Raw genomic sequence first — 18,516 nt, forward strand, 5'->3', positions numbered from 1 at the left:
GAGAAGGGGCATGCGCCGCTTCGGAAGGACCCTGGCCGCTGCCGCGATGGCGTTGGCCGTGGTCGCGGGGACCGTCGGCTGGGCCGCCGGGGACGGTCTGCAGACGGCGGTCACCGGCCCGCCGCCGGGGGCGTCCGCGTGGCGGGCCGACAGCGCGTCCGGGCGGCCGCTGCCCGATCCGGCGACCGCGTCCCCGTACGAGGTGGCCCGTTTCTTCGCCGGGCTGAACGAGGCGGGGCGGCGGGATCTCGTCCGCCGGCACCCGCTGGTGGTGGGCAATCTGGACGGGGCCCCGGTCGCCCTGCGGTACGAGGCCAACCGGCTGGCGGTGGCCGCCGCGGGGCGGGCGCACTACGCACCGCTCGCCGCGCCCGGGCGGCAGGTCCTCGCGTTCGACCCGCGGGGGCGGGGGCAGGTCGCCGAGGTGTTCGGGGACCTGGAGCGGGCCGCGCACGTCGCGGTGGTGGTACCGGGGTCGGACAACGACGCCGCCACCCACGACGCCGGCCGTGCCCCGCACACCGGCCCGGCAGGGATGGCCCGTGCGCTGCACGCCGCGGTCGGCGGGGACACCGCCGTGGTGGCGTGGACCGGCTACACCACACCCGTCGGGGTCGGCCTGGACGCGGCCGCCGGGCGACTGGCGGAGGCGGGCGCCGTCCGGCTGGCCCGGTTCACCGCGGGGCTCGACGCGGTCGGGGCGCCCGATCCGGTGCTGTTCGGGCACAGTTACGGGTCGGTGGTGTGCGGGCTCGCGGCCCGCCACACCGACGCCTCCGACATCGTCGTGTTCGGCTCCCCCGGCGTGCGTGCCGACACCGTCGCCGGCCTGCGCACCCGTGCCCGGGTCTGGGCGGCGCGGGGACCGTCGGACTGGATCGCGGACGTGCCGAACGTGGCGTTCGCCGGGCTCGGCCACGGCGCCGACCCCACCTCGCCCGCGTTCGGCGCCCGTACGGTGCCGGCCTCCGACGTCCGCGGCCACACCGGGTACTTCGTGCCCGGAACCCGGTCGCTGGCGGCGTTCGCCGCGATCGCGAAGGGGCAGGCCCGGTGAGCGCCGCGGCAGCGCTGCGGCGGACGGCCGACCGCATCGAGCGGCGGACGCCCGCCCACCGGGACCGGGCGGTCGACGGGCTGCGGGCGCTCGCCCTGCTGGCCGTGCCGACCGGGCACTGGCTGCTCGGCGGGTTCACCCTCGACGCCGACGGCGGCCTGCACAACGCCAGCCCGCTCTCCTCGGTCGGAGCGCTCGCACCGGCGAGCTGGGTGCTGCAGATGCTCGGCATCTTCTTCCTGGTCGGCGGCTACGCCTCGGTGCTGTCGTACCACCGGCGCGCGGGCTCCACCTGGGACTGGCTGCGGGGTCGGTCCGCCCGGCTGGGGCGGCCGGTGCTCGGGGTCACGGCGGTGTGGGCGCTGGCCGCGCCGGTCCTGTACGCGGCCGGGGTGCCGGAGGTGACGCTGCGGACCGCGGCGACGCTGGTGATCCAGCCGCTGTGGTTCGTCGGGGTGTACCTGGTGGTGACCGCGCTGACCCCGTACTGCGTGCGGGCCGCGCGACGGCTCGGCGGGTGGGCGGCGGCCCCGCTGCTCGTCTCGGTCGCGGTGGTGGACTTCCTGCGGTACGGGCCGTTCGCCGACTCGGTGCCGTCCTGGCTGGCAGTGCTGAACGTCTTGCCGGGCTGGCTGTTCGCCTACCAGCTCGGGGTGTCGTGGGGTGAGCGGCGGATCGGGCGGCGCGGGGCCCGGCTGCTGCTGGTGGGCGGGGGCGTGCTGTTCGCGCTGCTGCTCGTGGTGTTCCACTACCCGGCGTCGATGGTCGGCGTACCGGGGGCGGCGCGGACCAACTCGCACCCGCCGTCGCTGCTGGTGCTGGCTCTGGCCGCGGCGCAGTCGGGGGCGGCGGTGCTGCTGCGGGACCGGCTGGGGCGGCTGCTGGCGCGACCGGCGCTGTGGGCGCCGGTGGTGGTGGTCAACCTGTGTGCGATGACGATCCTGTGCTGGCACCAGACGGCCATGCTGGCGGCGGCCGTTCCCGGCTCGTTCGCGGGCGGGGTGGCGGGTCTGACGACGGCTCCGGACGGTCCGGCCTGGATCGCGGCGCGTTCGGCGTGGCTGCCGGTGTTCGCGGTGCTGCTGGCGGGCATCGCCCGGTACGCACGGCGGTTCGAGGAGCCGTGGACGGGGGTGACGGCGGTGCGGCGGACGGCTGCCGGGCTGCTGGCGGCGGGGTACGCGGTGTTCGCGCTGGGCCTGGCCTGATCCCGCAGTACGACGAGAGCGCCGCTCCCTTCCGGGTGCGGCGCTCTCGTGTCGGCGGTGGTGGGCCGGGGCTCCTTGCGTGTCGGTCAGGCGATCGAGGCCGCGACGATGGCGGCGACCGCCACGTTGCAGCAGGCCGTCACCCAGACCGCCGGGTGCGGCTCCGGGTCCACCACTATGGCGCCGAGCTTGCCCGGGGTCACCCAGTCCAGCACCAGGAAGGCCAGCGCCATCAGGACCAGGCCGAGGATGCCGAAGGCGGCCGTGGACATCAGGCCCTTGGCGAAATCGTCGTACGTCGTCCAGATCGAGGTGAACACGATCCCGCCGATGCCGAGGAGGGCCGAGCTGAGCGTGATCGCCGCGTTGCGGTTGCGCTCCTCCCAGATCTGCTTCGGGAGCTTCCCGGGGGTCAGCACGTCCACCAGGACGATCCCGAGGATCAGCAGGACCAGGCCCAGGGCGCCGTAGGCACTGGTACGGCCAAGTCCGTTGATGATGTCGCTCATTGTGAAGCCTGTCTTCGCGGGGGTGGAAAGGAACCGGTGGGAGGGGCCGGGAGTGGCCGAATCTATCGCACTGCCCGTCGAGGGACCATGGGGAGGTCAGGAAAGAGTAAAGGTCATGGACGGGCCACTGAGTTCACGGGACGGCCGACGACCCGACGGTTGACCTCAAGATTGGTTGAGGTTCTAGCGTTCCCCTCATGGACATGGAAGTCACCGCCTGGACCTCACTGCGCAGCGCGATCGACGCCCAGCAGGACCGCCGCCCCGTCTCCCGGGCGAGCCTGCACCGGATCGCCGCGTTCGCCCGCCCGCACCGCCGTGGGCTGATCCTGTTCCTCCTCCTCAGCGTCGTCACCGCCCTGCTCGCGGTCGCCACCCCCGTCCTCGCCAGCCGGGTCGTCACCACGATCGTCAACGGTGGCGGAAGCTCCACCGTCGTCCGGCTCGCCCTGCTCATCGCGCTCATCGCGGTCGCGGAGGCCGGACTCGGGCTGCTGTCCCGCAAACTGTCGGCCACCCTCGGCGAAGGCCTGATCCTGGACCTGCGGACGGCGGTCTTCGACCACGTCCAGCGGATGCCCGTCGCCTTCTTCACCCGGACCCGGACCGGCGCCCTCGTCAGCCGGCTCAACAACGATGTCATCGGCGCCCAGCGGGCGTTCAGCAACACCCTGTCCGGGGTGGTCGCCAACACCGTGACCCTGCTGCTGACCCTGGCCGTCATGCTGGGCCTCTCCTGGCAGATCACCCTGCTGGCCCTGGTACTCCTGCCGGTGTTCGTGGTCCCGGCCCGCCGGACGGGGGCGCGGATGGCCGCGCTCCAACGGGAGGCGTCCGCCCTCAACGCCGCCATGGGCACCCAGATGACCGAACGCTTCTCCGCGCCCGGCGCCACCCTGGTCAAGCTGTTCGGGCGGCCGGCCGACGAGTCCGCGGAGTTCGCGGCCCGGGCGGGCCGGGTGCGCGACATCGGCGTCCGTACGGCGATGGCGCAGTCGGCGTTCATCACCGCGCTCACCCTGGTCTCGGCCCTCGCCCTCGCGCTGGTCTACGGGCTCGGCGGCTACTACGCGCTGCGCGGCACCCTCGACGCGGGCAGCGTCGTCGCCCTGGCCCTACTGCTCACCCGGCTGTACGCCCCGCTGACCGCGCTGGCCGGCGCCCGCGTGGAGGTGATGAGCGCCCTGGTGAGCTTCGAGCGGGTCTTCGAGGTCCTCGACCTGGAGCCGCTCATCGCGCAGAAGCCGGACGCCCGCCGGGTCCCGGACGGGCCGGTCTCCGTCGAGTTCGACCGGGTCTCCTTCGGCTACCCCACCCCCGACAAGGTTTCGCTCGCTTCCCTGGAGGAGGTCGCGACCCTCGACGCCCGCGGGGGCGACCGGGTCCTGCACGAGGTGTCGTTCCGGGCCGAGCCCGGCCAGATGGTCGCCCTCGTCGGCTCCTCCGGCGCCGGGAAGTCCACCATCGCGCAGCTGCTGCCCCGCCTGTACGACGCGGACACCGGCGCCGTGCGCCTCGGCGGGGTCGACGTACGGGACCTCAGCGCGGACTCGATCCGCGAAACCCTCGGCATGGTCACCCAGGACGGGCACCTCTTCCACGAATCGGTACGGGCCAACCTGCTGCTGGCCCGGCCCGGAGCCACCGAGGAGGAGCTGTGGGAGGCGCTGCGCCGCTCGCGGCTGGACGGGCTCGTCGCCGCGCTCCCGGACGGCCTGGACACGGTGGTCGGCGAGCGCGGGTACCGGCTGTCGGGCGGGGAGCGGCAGCGGCTGACCATCGCCCGGCTGCTGCTGGCCCGGCAGCGGGTGGTGATCCTGGACGAGGCCACCGCGCACCTGGACTCCACCTCCGAGGCGGCGGTGCAGGAGGCGCTGGGCGAGGCCCTTGCGGGCCGGACCGCGGTGGTGATCGCGCACCGGCTCTCGACCGTGCAGGCGGCCGACCTGATCCTGGTGGTCGAGGACGGCCGGATCGTGGAACGCGGTACGCACAGCGCGCTGCTGGCCACCGGCGGACGGTACGAGGAGCTGTACCGGACGCAGTTCGCGCCGGCGGGGGAAGCGGCGGCCGAGCCGGCGCCGGCCGGGGCCTGAGGCGCCCGCCGGGCACGACGTACCGGCCGCGCCCGACGCACGCGTGCTGGCGGCGGGCGCCGTCCGGCGGCAGCATGAGGCGGACAGGTCCCGCACCGCACAGGCAACGTGGAGCAGCAGATGGACATCAAGCTGGAGCTGGTCGCCGTCCCCGTCACCGACGTCGACCGGGCCAAGGCCTTCTACGAGCAGGTCGGCTTCCGTGCCGACCACGACGTCACCGTCAGCGAGGAGATCCGTTTCGTCCAGCTGACCCCGCCCGGGTCGGGCTGCTCGATCGCCCTCGGCAAGGGGCTCACCCGGATGACCCCGGGGTCGCTGGACAACATGCAGGTGGTCGTCGCGGACATCGAGGAGGCGTACGCGGAACTCAAGGGGCGGGGCGTGGAGGTGAGCGAGATCGAGGACCTGCCGTGGGGGTCGTTCGTCCGCTTCTCGGATCCGGACGGGAACCGCTGGGCGGTGCAGCAGACCACCCCCCGTACGGGGGCGGCCGGCCGGTGACGGGTGGTTCTGCTGCGTCCGGTCCGTCACGCGACCGATTCCCGGGGGCCGTTGAACGGCTCCTCCGGTTCCGTCTGCGCGGCCACGCCGTCGTGCGGGCCGGCGATGACGGGGGACGGCGAGGTGACGGGCCGTGAGGGGCCGTGACGTGAGGGACGGCCGGCGCGTGAGGGTGGTGGTCATGGGCGTGACCGGCACGGGCAAGACGACGGTGGGCCGGCTGCTCGCGGACGCCCTCGGCGCCCCGTACACGGAAGGCGACGACCTCCATCCGCCGGCCAACGTCGCCAAGATGTCCGCCGGCGTCCCGCTGGACGACGAGGACCGCCGGCCCTGGTTGGACGCCGTCGCGGACCGGCTCCGCCGGCTGCCGGCCGGCCGGAGCGCGGTGGTGTCGTGCTCGGCGCTCAAGCGGGCCTACCGCGACCGGCTGCGGGACGCCGCGCCCGACGCGGTGTTCGTCCACCTCACCGGGGAACGCACGCTGATCGAGCGGCGGATGGCGGCGCGTACAGGGCACTTCATGCCCGCCGCCCTGCTGGATTCGCAGTTCGCCGCGCTGGAACCGCTCCAGGCTGACGAGCGGGGCGTGGCCGTCGACGTCTCCGGTACCCCGGAGGAGACCACCGGGCGCGCCCTCGCAGCCCTGGCCGCGCTACCGGCCCCGCACCGCCCCTGATCCCGCTTCCTCACCGGCCCTGGAGTCGGGCCACGGCGAGGGCGAGGCCGCTCGCGGCGGTCGCGCAGCGCTCGGCGAGGGACGCGACCTCGGCCCGGAAGGCGGCGGCGTGCGGGCTGTCCTGCCGCTCCAGTTCACCGGCGGCCGCGGCCAGCCGGTCGGCGTGGGCGCGCAGGGCCGCGCAATGGGCGCGCAGTCCCTCGACGGGGTCCGGCCGGGACGGCCGCAGGGGCGCCTTCACCGGGCGCGCCAGGGCTGCACGAGCAGGAGGCCGCCGGTGCCGAGGAGTCCCATGGTGTGGACGCAGCCGCGGTGTCCGGCGGGTGGCGGCGGGTCGGCGGCGGCCCGGGGGTCAGGGCCCGTCTTCCGCCCGGTTCCGTGCCCCCGGGCACGGCTCGGGGCACGGCCGCGGGTACGGCCGCGGGCGCCGTCGCGGGCGCCGTCGCGGGCGCCGTCCCGGTGCAGGAAGGCCCGAACGGCGGCGCCGAGGCCGAGGAGCGGCTCTGCAGTGGCGGCCCGGCCGGTCGCCACCTGCCACCCGGCGTGGTCGTTGAACGGATTCGCGTCGGTGAGGGCACGCCAGGCGAACACGTCGGCGAAGGCCGGGGCCAGCACGGTGAACGCGTGCTCGGTGCCCTGCTCCCGCACCACGCGGCGGAACACGCGGGCCGCCACGGCCTGCCGGTCCTCGTCCACGGCCCGCAGCAACGCTGCCCCGTCGGGGTCTGCCAGCAGCTCGGGGCGGTCCAGGCCGGTCGCCCGGATCCGGGCCTTGAGCCCGCACACGGCGAGGCTGACGGCGAGGCTCTCGCGTCCGGTGAGGATCCCCGCGAGCCAGCCGGCCCGCGCCACGCCCCTGCCGCGCGGGGCCCATCCCAGCCCCGCCGGGTCGGTGAGGGTGCGCAGGAGGGCGCGGCGGGCGAGGCGGCTCCGGCCGCCGCGGCTCCGGTGGGCGGGCGGGTCGGTGGTGCGGCCGTGGTCGGCGGCCGGGAAGCGGGGGCCGAGGGCCAGTTCGGAGGCGTAGCGGGCGGCCTCCGCGACGGCGTCGGCGGCCTCGGCGAGTTCGCGGGACACGGCGCCCAGCAGATCGGCGTCCGGGTCGGTGGACACGGAGGAGGTCGCGGCGTCGGACATGGGAATCCTCGCGGGATGTGGGGGCAGGAAGGAGGAAGGTGTGCCGTCGGCGGCGGTGCGTCAGCGGTGGGTGAGGGTCAGCCGGATGGCGCGCGGGTCGAGGACCGCGGGCAGCGGGCCCGTCGGGTCCAGGACCGGCCGGATGCCGGTGATCCGGCAGCGGCGCAGCACCTCGGCGCACAGGCCGGTGGTCACGGCCAGTCCCAGCCGGCTGCCCGGGCAGCGGCCGGGCCCGTGGCCGAACGGGGACATCCGGACGTCCTCGTCCGCCCCGGGCGTTTTCCAGCGCCCCGGGACGAACACGTGCGCGGCGGGCACGTGGTCGGGGTCGCGCTGGAGGAAGTGGACGGGCAGCAGCAAGCGGGTGCCGGCCGGATACCGCACCCCGCGCCACTCGGTGTCGGTCCGGGTGACCCGGAGCAGGTCGGGCACCGCCGGGTACAGTCGCAGCGACTCCCGGACGCAGGCGACCAGCCGGGCGAGGCCCTCGGGAGCGGCGCAACCGGCGGCCTCCGCAGCGGCCGCTTCCTGCTCGGCGGGATGCGCGCCGAGCAGCAGCAGGGTGCGCAGGACGGTCGCGGGGACGGTGTCCAGGGCCCGCAGCCAGGGGTGCGAGGGGGCGGCGGGACCGGCGTACGGGGTGCCGCGTCCGGCCGGGAGGTGCCCGTCGGCGGCGCCGTGGTCGGAGCGGCCCCGGCGGCGCAGCAGGCCGAGCAGGCCCGCGGTTCCCCGGTCCCCCGACCCGGGGAGGGGTGCGGGTACGGGTACGGCGTCCCGGTCGCCGAGCACGATCCGGCGGACGGCGCGGGCCATGGCCTGGCGGACGCGGACCAGTTCGAGGGTGGTGGCCGCGGTCAGCTGCCGGGCCTCCTCGGTGATCACGGCGTGCAGCGCCTCGCCCGGGAGCGGCGCGGGCTCCGCGGCATCGCTGCCCGCCCCGGCCGGAGCACCCGGTCCGCCGGCCGGTGCGGCGACCGGTTCGGCGTAGAACCGGCCCAGTTCACGGGGGTCCAGGAGGACGAGCACGGTGCCGGAAGGGCCGCGTACCGGGACGGGTGCCCCGCCGTGGCGGGTCCGCAGCTCCCGCAGGGTCTCCGCGGAGAACGCGGGGCGGGCGCCCGGGACACTGCGGACGAAGAAGGGGATCGCCCGGGTGGCGGCGAACCGCACGGACTCGGCGCGCCCGGCGCGTTCCGCCGGCCCGCGCCTTCCCTGCGTGACGGCCGCCCGGGTCGGCCCGCCGGGGGCGGCGTAGTGGAGCATGCGCATCCGGTACCTCCGCACAGCCGGGAACCAACGGTCGGTGACTTCGAGCTCACCGTACGTCGATCTTGGACGGGCCGCGCTCCGAGGACGGGTGGTCCGGGGCCGGGCGGGCGCGTCCGTACGGGCCTGCCGGGCCGCGGCGGCGGCCGGACCCCGGGGCGGCGGGCACAGCCGTACGGGCGATGTGGCTGCGGCGCCGGTGTGACGGCGGCCGCCGCTCAGGCGCCGTGCGGGGGCGCGAACACGGCGTCGCGGAAGGGCCTGCGCAGGGGTTCGCGGGGGTCGGCCGGGAGCAGGACCGCCCAACGCCGAAGGCCCGGGTGGACCCACACGGCGGCGGTGTCGCCGTGAGTCCAGGTGCCGTGGGCTGCGGGGTGCCACAGCAGGCCGCGGGGCGGGGTGAGTTCGCCGGTCCGGATGCGCAGGGACTCTGCCGTCCAGGCACGCGGGACGGGGTGGTCCGCCGGGGACAGGAGGTGGCCGAGGAAGCGGGCGAGGTCGGGGAGGGCGGTGTACAGGGTGCCGTCGGCGAAGCGGGTGCCGGTCATGCCGAGGGGCTGCCACACGCGGGCGGCGGCGAGTTCGGGGAGCGGGCCGCCGCCGAGGTGCTCGGCGAGGCGGGTGAGGGCGGCGGCCGGGGCCGGGGCGGAGCGGCCGCCCGCGTGGGTGAGGAGGTGGTGGGTGGTGGTGCCGGCGGGGGTTCCGGCGGCGGCCTCGGCCCCGTAGGCGCTCAGCGGGGTGTGCAGGTGCAGGGCCCCTTCGGCGACGAGGCCGCCGATCACGGGCCACAGGGCGAGGACACCGGCCAGGTCGCCTGCCTCGTGCCCGGCGGTGTCGCACCCGGATCCGTGGTGGCCGGGGCCCGTCCGGGGGCCAGCCCCGTCGCCAGCCCCGTCGCCAATCCCGTGGCCCGTCGCGTGGCCCGTCGCGTGGCCGGCCGAGCGGGCCAGGACCCCGTCCGGTCCGCCGACCGCCCAGTCGGCCCCCGGGTCGGCGGCTTCCAGGACCCGCCGGATCCGCTCCGCCACGTCGCCGCAGCCGGTTCGGTCGTCGCTCAGGAGCGTCATGGTGCCCCACGCTAGCGACCGCCGGGCCGCCCGCCCGGCCGCGCCGCAGCGGGGCCGGCGCCCGCCACCCGAATGCCCCGCGGCAGCGGTGGGGGGCGGGACGCCCGCGGCGCCCCGCCCCCGGTCAGCCGGCGGAGCCGTGCTCGATCACCTGCCCGGCTGGTTCTTGTCGGGCCGGTCCGTCACCCGCAGCGTGTTCAGCAGCGGCTTGCCGAAGCCGGTGTGCGTGACGAAGCGGAGGTTGAGGACCCCGTCCGTGACCATGACCGTGTAGGTGCGGGTCAGGGCCGTGTAGCTGCCCGCCTCCAGGGCGACGTCCAGGGACGGCAGGACCTGCGTGCCCTCGGCGAGCACGTCGAAGACCCGCTTGTTCGGCCTGGTGGAGGACAGCTCGGCGAAGCCGAGTTCCACCGTGTACGTGCCGTTCGGGACGTTGTCGAAGCGGTATTCGTACATGCCCTCGCGGGCACTGCGGAACAGCTGCTGCTCGTCCGTCCCGGAGATGCCGCGGCCGGTGGACCGCACCGAGCTGCTGCCCTGGTAGCCGTACGAGCCGGGGGCGTACTTGCGGTCCGGGGACCAGCTGTCGCCCACCGTGTCCGTGACCGTGCGGTCGGAGCCGGCGTCCAGGGCGACCTGGTAGCGCGGCACGACCACCTTCACCGGCACGGTGAGCACGGGGCTGCGGCCGCTCACCGAGCCGATCCGCAGGTCGGTGGTGAGGACCGAGCCCGCGGGCAGGCCGGCGGTGTCGACGGCCAGGGTGACCGTGGCCTTGCCCCCGACCGGAAGGTTCGCCGTGTCGGCGGTGGCCGTCAGCCACGGCGCGTCCTCGGCTACGGTGACGGCCGTGTCGATGCCGCCCGTGTTGGTCAGGCCGAGGGTGCGGGTGCGCTTGCGGTCGGCGGTGAGGACGACCTCCACCGACGGCTGGGAGGCGGTGACCCGGCCCGTGGCCAGGGACGGCGCGACCGTGGTGACGCCGCCCGCCTCGACGTTCAGCGCCTCGGTGAGCCCCCGGTAGTTCTCGGCCAGGATCGTGACGGTGTTCCGGCCGGCCCGGGCCTGCAGGGCGTAGCTGCCGTCGGCCGCGGTGGTCGCCGTGACGGCGTCGCTGCCGGTGCCGACGGTGACGGTCGCGCCCGCGATGCCCCCGCCGTCGTTGGCGTCGAGCACCCGGCCCGCGACGACACCGGTCCTGGTGGTGCGGAAGGAGACGACCGTCCCGTCGCTGATGACGGGCGTGTTGAAGGAGTACTTGAAGGCGTCCGTGCCGGTCGCGTTCTCCACGCCGACCGTCGCGGTGGACCCGCCCTTGATGCCGGTGCCGCCGGTCCCCTTGTACGCGTAGGTGACGCTGCCGTCCTCGCCGACGGACGCGGAGAAGGAGAACGTGTCGGCCTGGGCGGACCAGTGGGCCACGTTCCGCCACTCGATCACGTACTGCCGGTGCGGGGCGGTGCCGGTGACGGCGGTGAAGACGCCCGAGCCGCTGCCGGCCGGACCGACGACCAGGTCGTCCCAGAAGGGGTAGAGCGCCGCATTGGGCGTGGCCGTGCTCGGGAGGTCGCCGTTGATGTCGCCGGTGTGGGCGCCGCCGAAGCTGACCGTGCCGTTCGTGCCGATCCAGGCCTGCCCGTACGTCTTGCCGTACAGCGGGAGCGGGAACGGGAGGTCGACGCGCTCGGTGGTGTTGTCGCCGGTCAGCGCGAGCTGGCGGGTGCCTGCCTGGTACGGGCGGCCGCTCGGGGTGGAGCAGGCGTAGCCGTAGCCGTCGGTGCGCTCGGGCAGGGTGAGGGCGACGGTGGTGTCGCCGGAGACGACCGCCTGCGCGCTGCCGCCCGTGACGCAGCGGGAGGCGTGGGAGGCCCGGATCTCGTACGTGCCGTGCGGCAGGGTGACCTCGAAGCGGCCCTGGTCGTCGGCGGTGGCGGTCACGGGGGTGTCGGCGACGGTGACGGCGGCGCCCGCGGCGGGCCCGGCGGGCGCGGTCACGGTGCCGGTGACCTTGCCGGACGGGGCCTGGGTGAGGGAGAAGTCACCGGTGGCGGTGGTGTTCTCGGTGACCGTCGCGGTCGCGGTCTCCTGGCCGTAGCCGAACTTGGCGGCCGTCAGGGCGTACGAGCCCACCGACAGCGAGCGGAAGGTGTACGTGCCGTCGGCGGCGGTGGTCGCCGTCCGGGCGATCGGGCCGGTCGCGGTGACCTTGACCCCGGCGAGCGGGGCGCCGGCGGAGCGGACGGTGCCGCTCAGCGCGCCGGTCGCGCCGCGCGGGGCGGAGGTGACCGCGGCGAGCGCGTCGAGCTTGCCCTCGCCGAAGACGTTGTTGTTGGCGGCGGTGCCGCCGCACTGGCCGTTGTCGGTGTCCTGGGCGGTGGTGCCGAGGAGCGCCTCGGTCTGTGCGATGTCGCCCGTGAGTGCGGGGGCGGCGGACCAGAGCAGGGCGACGGTGGCCGCGGTGTGCGGGGAGGCCATCGACGTGCCGGAGAAGGCCTCGTAGCCGCCGCCGGGGACCGAGGAGCGCACGTTCACACCGGGGGCGGCGATGTTCGGCTTGACGATGCCGCCGGGCCCGGCTCCGCGCGAGGAGAACGGGGCGATGGTGCCGTTGATGTCGAAGGCCCCGGAGCTGTACGAGCCGGCGTAGTCGCCGGGGGACCCGCTGGTGGAGCAGTTGGGGCCGGCGTTGCCGTTGGAGAAGGCGGGGAAGATGCCGGCGGCCCGCCAGGCGTCGACGATCTGGCGGTACCAGTCGTCGTGCACGGCGCTGCCCCAGGAGTTGTTGACGATGTGCGGGGCGAGGTCGGGGCGCGGGTTCTGCCCGTTCAGGTCGGTCGGGGCGACGATCCACTGGCCGGCGGCGAGGAGGGAGGCCTCGGAGCAGGAGTTGGTCTCGCAGCCCTTCGCGGCGATCCAGCGGGCGCCGGGCGCCACGCCGATCCGGTTGGTGCCGTCGTCGCCGACCATGGTGCCCATCGTGTGGGTGCCGTGGTCGTTGTTGTCGCACGGGGCGGCCGTGGGGCAGACGCCGGCGGGGTCGAACCAGTTGTGGTTGTGGTCGTAGGTCCCGTCGGCGTTCTTGCCGCGGTACTGGGCGTTCACGGCCGGGTGGGTGTGGTCGACGCCGCTGTCGATGTTGGCGACGACGATGCCTTCACCGCGCACGCCGAACCGGTCCCACACCTGGGGTGCCTTGATGCGGTCGATGTTCCACTCGACGGCGTCGGCCGCCGTCTTCTCGCGCGTCCCGTCGGCGGGGGCGGGAAGGGTGACCTTGTCGTCGGCGTCGATGCGGGAGACCTCGGAGCGCTGGGCGAGGCTGCCGGCGAGCTTCTGGGTGCCGACGACGCGGACCGCGTTGACGATCCAGTACGAGGTGTACTCGGCCTGGGCACCGTCCAGGGCCTTGATGAGCCCGGCCTGGCTGCGCGCGGCGTGCTCGCGCTTGGTCTTCAGGACGGTCTCCGCCTTGGCCGCCCGGGTGGTCTGGTGCTGGGCGGCGCTCAGGTCGGCGGCGCTGTCGAGGTAGACCCAGAAGGCGGCTTTGCCGGAGTCGCCGAGCTGGGCGCGGAGCTTGGGCTCGATCTTGCGCTCGACCGCACCGGGCGTGGGGCCGGGTTCCGGTGCGGCGGCTGCGGTACCCGCGCCGAGGGGCAGGAGCAGGGCTGCGGTGAGGGCGGCGAGCGCCGCGCGTAAGGGGTGCCGGGATCGACGGGATCGTCGTGTGTCGCGTTGGGCCACGTGTGTCTCCTCGTACGCCGTGTGCAGGTCGTGCGGATAGGACGTGCGTGACGTGCGCGGCAATGGTGAAGGAGGCGTCATGCTCACTACAAGAGTGCCTAACGAGCCGTCGACGCGGCCCGGCCGCCCGGTCCGTCCCGCCCGGTCCGAGCGACCCGCCCGCCCGGTCCGCGGGTCCGAGTGGCCCTTCCGCGGCCCGGGGGCGAGGCTGGGGGCATGACCGGTCCAGCTCCTCGCGAGCCGGCGCCGGACCGCGGACCGCAAGGGCCCGACACCGGCCCCGGCACTCCCTCCGGTGCGGGGCCCGGCGCCACGCCCGATCCCGTGGCCGGCGCCGATTCCGGGGCCGCGCCCGATGCCGCGCCCGGCGCCGTTGCGGGCGCCGCCGGTGGGGCCGGGGTGCCGCTCGCCACCGCCCGAGGCCGGTGGATCGTGCTGGTCACGGTGCTCGGCTCGACCATGGCCCTGCTCGACGCCACCGTGGTGAACGTCGCCCTGCCCAGCATCGGCCGGGACTTCGGCGCGGACCTGGCCGTCCTCCAGTGGATCGTGAACGCGTACCTGCTGACCCTGGCCGCCCTGATCCTCGTCGGCGGCGCGCTCGGCGACCGGTTCGGGCGGCGCCGGATCTTCGTGCTGGGCGTCGTCTGGTTCGCCGCCGCCTCGCTGCTGTGCGGCATCGCCCCCGACGAGGGGGTCCTGATCGCGGCGCGCGCCCTGCAGGGCGTGGGCGGGGCACTGCTGACCCCGGGATCCCTGGCGCTGATCCAGGGCTCGATCGCGGCCGGCGACCGGGCCAGGGCCGTGGGCCTGTGGTCCGGGTTCGGCGGCGTGGGTGCGGCCGTGGGCCCCTTCTTGGGCGGCTGGCTCGTGGACGGGCCCGGCTGGCGCTGGGTGTTCCTGCTGAACGTACCCCTGGCCGCGGCGTGCGTGCCGGTGGCCCTGCGGCACGTTCCGGAGTCGCGGGATCCGTCAGCGCGCGGGCGGTTCGACGTGCTCGGCGCGGCCCTGGGCGCAGTGGCCCTCGGCCTGGTGACGTACGCGCTGATCGAGGCGCGCTCCGGGTCGCCCGCGGTGGTCGCGTCGGCGGTCGTCGGGGTCCTGTTGGCGGTCGCGTTCGTCCTGGTCGAGCGGCGGCGGGCCGAGCCGATGATGCCGCCGGACGTCTTCGCCTCCCGGCAGTTCACCGCGGTCAACCTGGTCACCCTGTGCGTGTACGCGGCCTTCGGCGGGTTCTTCTTCCTGATCGTGCTCCAGCTCCAGGTGGTCTCCGGGTACTCGGCGCTGGCCGCCGGGGCCGCGCTGCTGCCGACGACCGTGCTGATGCTGCTGCTGTCGTCCCGGGCGGGGGCGCTCGGGGAGCGGATCGGGCCGCGGATCCCGCTGACGGTGGGGCCGCTGCTGTGCGCGGCCGGATTGCTGCTGATGCTGCGGGTGGGGCCCGAGGCCTCGTACGTGCGGGACGTGCTGCCGGGGATGGTCGTGTTGGGCATGGGCATGGTGACCCTGGTCGCGCCCTTGACGGAGGCCGTGCTGGCCTCGGTGGACCCGGGCCGGGCGGGCCTCGCCAGTGGCATCAACAACGCCGCGGCGCGGGTGGCGGGGCTGCTGGCCGTGGCGGCGCTGCCGCTGCTGGCCGGCATGGGGCCGGACGCCTACCTCTCCGCCGTCCGGTTCGACGGCGCCTTCGGGCGGGCCATGGTGTGGTGCGCGGGGGCGCTGGCCGTCGGCGCCGCCCTGGCCTGGGCGACCGTGCGCCCCCCGCGGCCCGGGGCGTGCCATCCGCAGTGCCGCACCCACTGCGCGCTGACCGCTCCCCCGCTGGAGCCGTCCGAGCAGGGCCCGCCCGCTGCTTGACTGAAATTTCAGTCAGTGCGAGTGTTGGCCTGGCCTGACCAAGCTTTCAGTCAGGCCGCAGTGGAGGCGCGCACCAGCCCCACCCGTTCCCCGGGAGACCGATCCACATGACACCCAGCCGCAGGACCGTGCTCCGCTCGGCCGGCGCCGGGGCCGCCGGGGCGGCTCTCACCTCCGCGGGCGCGCAGCCCGCACAGCCCGCACACCCCGCACTGCCCCCGCACCCGGCACGGCCGGCGCATCCCGCCCCGGTCTGGGCCGCTGCGGGCCGGATGACCGTGCCCCGTGACGAGGTCCCGCACCTGCGCACGTGGATGGCCTGGCCGTCCCGCCGCACGGTCTGGGGCCGCGGCCTCGCCGGCGTCCAGCAGGACATCGCCCTGATCGCCCGTACCATCGCCCGCTTCGAGCCGGTGGTGGTGTGCGCGGCCGACGAGGGCGCGGCAGCCGCCGCCCGGGCCCGCTGCGGGCCGACCGTCACGGTCGTTTCCTCCATCCCCGTCGACGACCTGTGGATGCGGGACACCGGACCCGTCTTCCGCCTGGGCGGAGGTGCGGTGGACGCACTGGGGCTGGGCTTCAACGGCTGGGGCGGCAAACAGTCCCACCGCCGGGACGCCACGGTCGCCCGGCGGGTCGCGGCGCACACGTCCCTGCCGTTCACGGCCGCCGCGTTCACCGGCGAGGGCGGCGCCGTCGAGACCGACGGGGACGGCACCCTCATCGCCACCGAGAGCAGCCTGGTCAACGCGAACCGCAATCCGGGCCTGACCCGGGACGAGGTGGAGGCCCGGGTCCTGGCCGCCTACGGCGCGGAGCGGATGATCTGGACTCCCGGCATCAAGGGCCGCGACGTCACCGACGACCACATCGACACCACCTCCCGCTTCGTCCGGCCCGGCGTGGTGATGGTTCAGCTCCCGCCCGCCGGACGCACCGACATCTGGGCCCGGGACGCCCGCGAGCAGTTCGCGATCCTCTCCGAAGCCACCGACGCACGGGGGCGCCGGCTCCGCGTCATCCCGGTCGAGGGCCCGGACACCCTGCGCTCCACGAACCCGGACTTCGTGGACTCGTACCTGAACTTCCACGTCGTCAACGGCGCGGTGATCACCGCCGGGTTCGGGGACGCGGCCAAGGACCCGGCGGCGCGGCAGGCCCTGGCCGCGGCCTTCCCCGGGCGCGAGGTCGTCCAGCTCGACGTGGACCGCCTGATGGCCGGTGGCGGGGGCATCCACTGCGCGACGATGCAGCAGCCGGCGCCGGACGCGGAAGCACGACCCGGGGCGTAGCCGGGGCGGCGGCCCGCCCGCTGCCGATCGCGGCGCTGCCGCTGCTGCTCGGCGTCCACCAGCTGGTCGAGACCTTGTTCACGGCGTGAATGTTCCGTGGACACCCCTCGTCCGGCGGGCCACCCCTTCGCCACGCCCGGCGCCCTCCCGCTCGCCACGGACCGCCGCCTGCGCCTCCTCGGAGGCGTGCTGACGGCCGGAGCCCTGGCCTGCTCAGCGCCGTGGAGGCTGGAAATCGCCTCCCCCTGGTGCGCCTCCGCCGCGGTCGCGTCCCTGCTCGTACCGGGGTGGGGGCGGCACGCGGGGCCGCCGTCGCGCACGGCCGGAGCGGCCGGAAGTTCTCCGTTCACGGCTAGTGACTTCACAACCCCGCAGCAGTAGAACTCGTTCCCATTCCGTCGAAAGTGAGGAACGTCACATGAGTGACAGAACCCTGCACGGAAACGACTCCAAGGAAATCTCGCGGCGCGGATTCATGGCGGGAACCGGTTCCCTTCTCGGGGCCGTCGCCCTCGCCGGGCACACCCGTGCTGCCCACGCCTTCGACCGGACCGCCGCGCCGGCCGCGGCAGCCGGGCCGATCGAGTCCGGGGCCGACGTTCCCGTCCTGGTCATCGGCACCGGCTACGGGGGTTCCGTCGCCGCCCTGCGCCTCGCCGAGGCCGGGGTGGACGTCCACATGGTCGAAATGGGCATGGCCTGGGACACCCCGGGCCCGGACGGCAAGGTGTTCTGCAACACCACCAGCCCGGACCACCGCGCGTACTGGCTGCGGACCCGCACCAAGCAGCCGCTGAGCAACTTCCTCGGCTTCCCCCTCGACAAGGACGTCCCCCGCTACACCGGGATCCTCGACGCCGAGGAGATGGGCGGCATCACCGTCTACCAGGGCCGCGGAGTCGGCGGCGGCTCACTGGTCAACGGCGGCATGGCCGTCACACCGAGGAGGGCGAACTTCCCCGCGATCCTGCCGTCCGTCGACCCCGAAGAGATGTACGCCACCTACTACCCGCGTGCCAACGCCGGCCTCGGCGTCGGCCTGGTCGACCCGGCCTGGTTCGACTCGGTGGACTGCTACCAGTTCGCCCGCGTCGGCCGCAAGCACGCCCAGCGCTCCGGCTTCCCCTTCGTCTTCGTCCCGGACGTCTACGACTGGGACTACATGGAGCAGGAAGCCGCGGGCACCGTCCCGAAGTCGGCGGTGGCCGGCGAGATCCTCTACGGCAACAACCACGGCAAGAAGTCCCTCCAGCAGACCTACCTGGCCCGGGCCCGGGCCACCGGGCGGCTCACCGTCTCCCCCCTCCACAAGGTCACCTCGGTCGCCCCGGCGCCCGCCGGCGGCTACACCGTCACCATCGAGCAGATCGACACCACGGGCGCCACCACCGCCACCAAGACCGTGACGGCGGACCGGGTCTTCTTCGCGGCCGGCAGCGTCGGCACCAGCAAACTGCTCGTCCGGTTGAAGGCCACCGGCGCCCTCCCCGGCCTGAACGGCGAGATCGGCAAGGGCTGGGGCGACAACGGCAACGTCATGTGCGGGCGCGCCAACCACCTCTGGGACCCCACCGGGAAGGTCCAGGCCTCCATTCCCTGCGGTGGCATCGACAACTGGGACGCCGGCGGCGCCTTCGCCGAGATCGCACCCCTGCCGACCGGGATCGAGACGTACGCCTCCTTCTACCTGTCGATCACCCGCAATCCGCACCGCGCCCAGTTCACGTACGACGCGGGCGCGGGCCGGGTCGAGCTGAACTGGCAGACCGCCTGGAAGCAGCCGTCCATCGACATGGCCCGGACCATCTTCGACCGGATCAACGCACGGGAAGGGACGATCTACCGCAGCGACCTGTTCGGCCTGAACAAGGTCTGGGGCGACCACCTCACCTACCACCCGCTCGGCGGCGCCGTCCTGGACAGGGCCACCGACAACCACGGGCGCCTGTACGGCCACCCGGGCCTGTACGTGATCGACGGCGCGCTGATCCCCGGCAACACCAGCGTGAACCCGTTCGTCACGATCACGGCCCTCGCCGAGCGCAACATCGAGAAGATCATCACCACCGACCTGTAGGCGCAGGACGACTGCGCCGACGGGACCGG

The 18,516-nt window shown here is 74.9% G+C and carries 15 protein-coding genes; 9 read left to right on the plus strand and 6 right to left on the minus strand.

The window, feature by feature from the left end:
- Positions 1-10 precede the first annotated feature (10 nt).
- Both ACFV7Q_RS13505 and ACFV7Q_RS13510 read left to right on the plus strand, forming a co-directional pair.
- Complete coding sequence (locus ACFV7Q_RS13505; protein WP_385427850.1) at positions 11-1,057, plus strand: alpha/beta hydrolase; 1,047 nt, start codon at positions 11-13, stop codon at positions 1,055-1,057.
- The gene (locus ACFV7Q_RS13510; protein ID WP_385427853.1) at positions 1,054-2,265 is read left to right on the plus strand and encodes an acyltransferase; all 1,212 of its coding nucleotides are present in this window, start codon (positions 1,054-1,056) and stop codon (positions 2,263-2,265) included. Before ACFV7Q_RS13505 ends, ACFV7Q_RS13510 begins: the two co-directional genes overlap by 4 nt.
- A gap of 86 nt (positions 2,266-2,351) precedes the next feature.
- Here the strand turns inward: ACFV7Q_RS13510 and ACFV7Q_RS13515 are convergent, their stop codons facing one another.
- Positions 2,352-2,774, minus strand: coding sequence for a DUF350 domain-containing protein (locus tag ACFV7Q_RS13515; RefSeq protein WP_385427856.1), 423 nt, complete (start codon positions 2,772-2,774; stop codon positions 2,352-2,354).
- 197 nt (positions 2,775-2,971) lie between these two features.
- Between ACFV7Q_RS13515 and ACFV7Q_RS13520 the strand changes: the two genes are divergently transcribed.
- From ACFV7Q_RS13520 to ACFV7Q_RS13530, 3 genes are all read left to right on the plus strand, one after another.
- A complete protein-coding gene (locus ACFV7Q_RS13520; RefSeq protein WP_385427859.1) occupies positions 2,972-4,870 on the plus strand; it encodes an ABC transporter ATP-binding protein in 1,899 nt (632 codons plus the stop codon).
- 120 nt (positions 4,871-4,990) lie between these two features.
- On the plus strand, positions 4,991-5,374 hold the full coding sequence (locus ACFV7Q_RS13525) for a VOC family protein (protein ID WP_385427862.1): 384 nt from the start codon (positions 4,991-4,993) through the stop codon (positions 5,372-5,374).
- 181 nt (positions 5,375-5,555) lie between these two features.
- Positions 5,556-6,053 (plus strand): gluconokinase, encoded by a 498-nt coding sequence (locus ACFV7Q_RS13530; protein WP_385427865.1) that lies wholly within the window; start codon positions 5,556-5,558, stop codon positions 6,051-6,053.
- 10 nt (positions 6,054-6,063) lie between these two features.
- Here the strand turns inward: ACFV7Q_RS13530 and ACFV7Q_RS13535 are convergent, their stop codons facing one another.
- From ACFV7Q_RS13535 to ACFV7Q_RS13555, 5 genes are all read right to left on the minus strand, one after another.
- Positions 6,064-6,294, minus strand: a complete 231-nt coding sequence (locus ACFV7Q_RS13535; RefSeq protein ID WP_385427867.1) for a hypothetical protein — start codon at positions 6,292-6,294, stop codon at positions 6,064-6,066.
- On the minus strand, positions 6,291-7,187 hold the full coding sequence (locus ACFV7Q_RS13540; protein ID WP_385427869.1) for a hypothetical protein: 897 nt from the start codon (positions 7,185-7,187) through the stop codon (positions 6,291-6,293). Before ACFV7Q_RS13540 ends, ACFV7Q_RS13535 begins: the two co-directional genes overlap by 4 nt.
- 60 nt (positions 7,188-7,247) lie before the next feature.
- The gene (locus ACFV7Q_RS13545; RefSeq protein WP_385427872.1) at positions 7,248-8,456 is read right to left on the minus strand and encodes a cytochrome P450; all 1,209 of its coding nucleotides are present in this window, start codon (positions 8,454-8,456) and stop codon (positions 7,248-7,250) included.
- A gap of 215 nt (positions 8,457-8,671) precedes the next feature.
- Positions 8,672-9,520, minus strand: a complete 849-nt coding sequence (locus ACFV7Q_RS13550; RefSeq protein WP_385427875.1) for a hypothetical protein — start codon at positions 9,518-9,520, stop codon at positions 8,672-8,674.
- 147 nt (positions 9,521-9,667) lie between these two features.
- A complete protein-coding gene (locus tag ACFV7Q_RS13555; RefSeq protein ID WP_385427877.1) occupies positions 9,668-13,261 on the minus strand; it encodes a S8 family serine peptidase in 3,594 nt (1,197 codons plus the stop codon).
- Positions 13,262-13,477: 216 nt separating this feature from the next.
- Between ACFV7Q_RS13555 and ACFV7Q_RS13560 the strand changes: the two genes are divergently transcribed.
- The 4 genes from ACFV7Q_RS13560 (at position 13,478) to ACFV7Q_RS13575 (ending at position 18,487) form a co-directional block, all read left to right on the plus strand.
- Positions 13,478-15,118, plus strand: a complete 1,641-nt coding sequence (locus ACFV7Q_RS13560; RefSeq protein ID WP_385427880.1) for an MFS transporter — start codon at positions 13,478-13,480, stop codon at positions 15,116-15,118.
- A 107-nt stretch (positions 15,119-15,225) separates the two neighbouring features.
- Entirely contained in the window at positions 15,226-16,410 is a 1,185-nt protein-coding gene (locus tag ACFV7Q_RS13565) for an agmatine/peptidylarginine deiminase (protein WP_385427883.1), read from the plus strand.
- 96 nt (positions 16,411-16,506) lie between these two features.
- Positions 16,507-16,791 (plus strand): DUF6629 family protein, encoded by a 285-nt coding sequence (locus ACFV7Q_RS13570; RefSeq protein WP_385427886.1) that lies wholly within the window; start codon positions 16,507-16,509, stop codon positions 16,789-16,791.
- Positions 16,792-16,828: 37 nt separating this feature from the next.
- A complete protein-coding gene (locus ACFV7Q_RS13575; RefSeq protein WP_385427888.1) occupies positions 16,829-18,487 on the plus strand; it encodes a GMC oxidoreductase in 1,659 nt (552 codons plus the stop codon).
- Positions 18,488-18,516 lie beyond the last annotated feature (29 nt).

It is taken from the genome of Streptomyces sp. NPDC059851 (assembly GCF_042732005.1).
Taxonomy (GTDB): domain Bacteria; phylum Actinomycetota; class Actinomycetes; order Streptomycetales; family Streptomycetaceae; genus Streptomyces.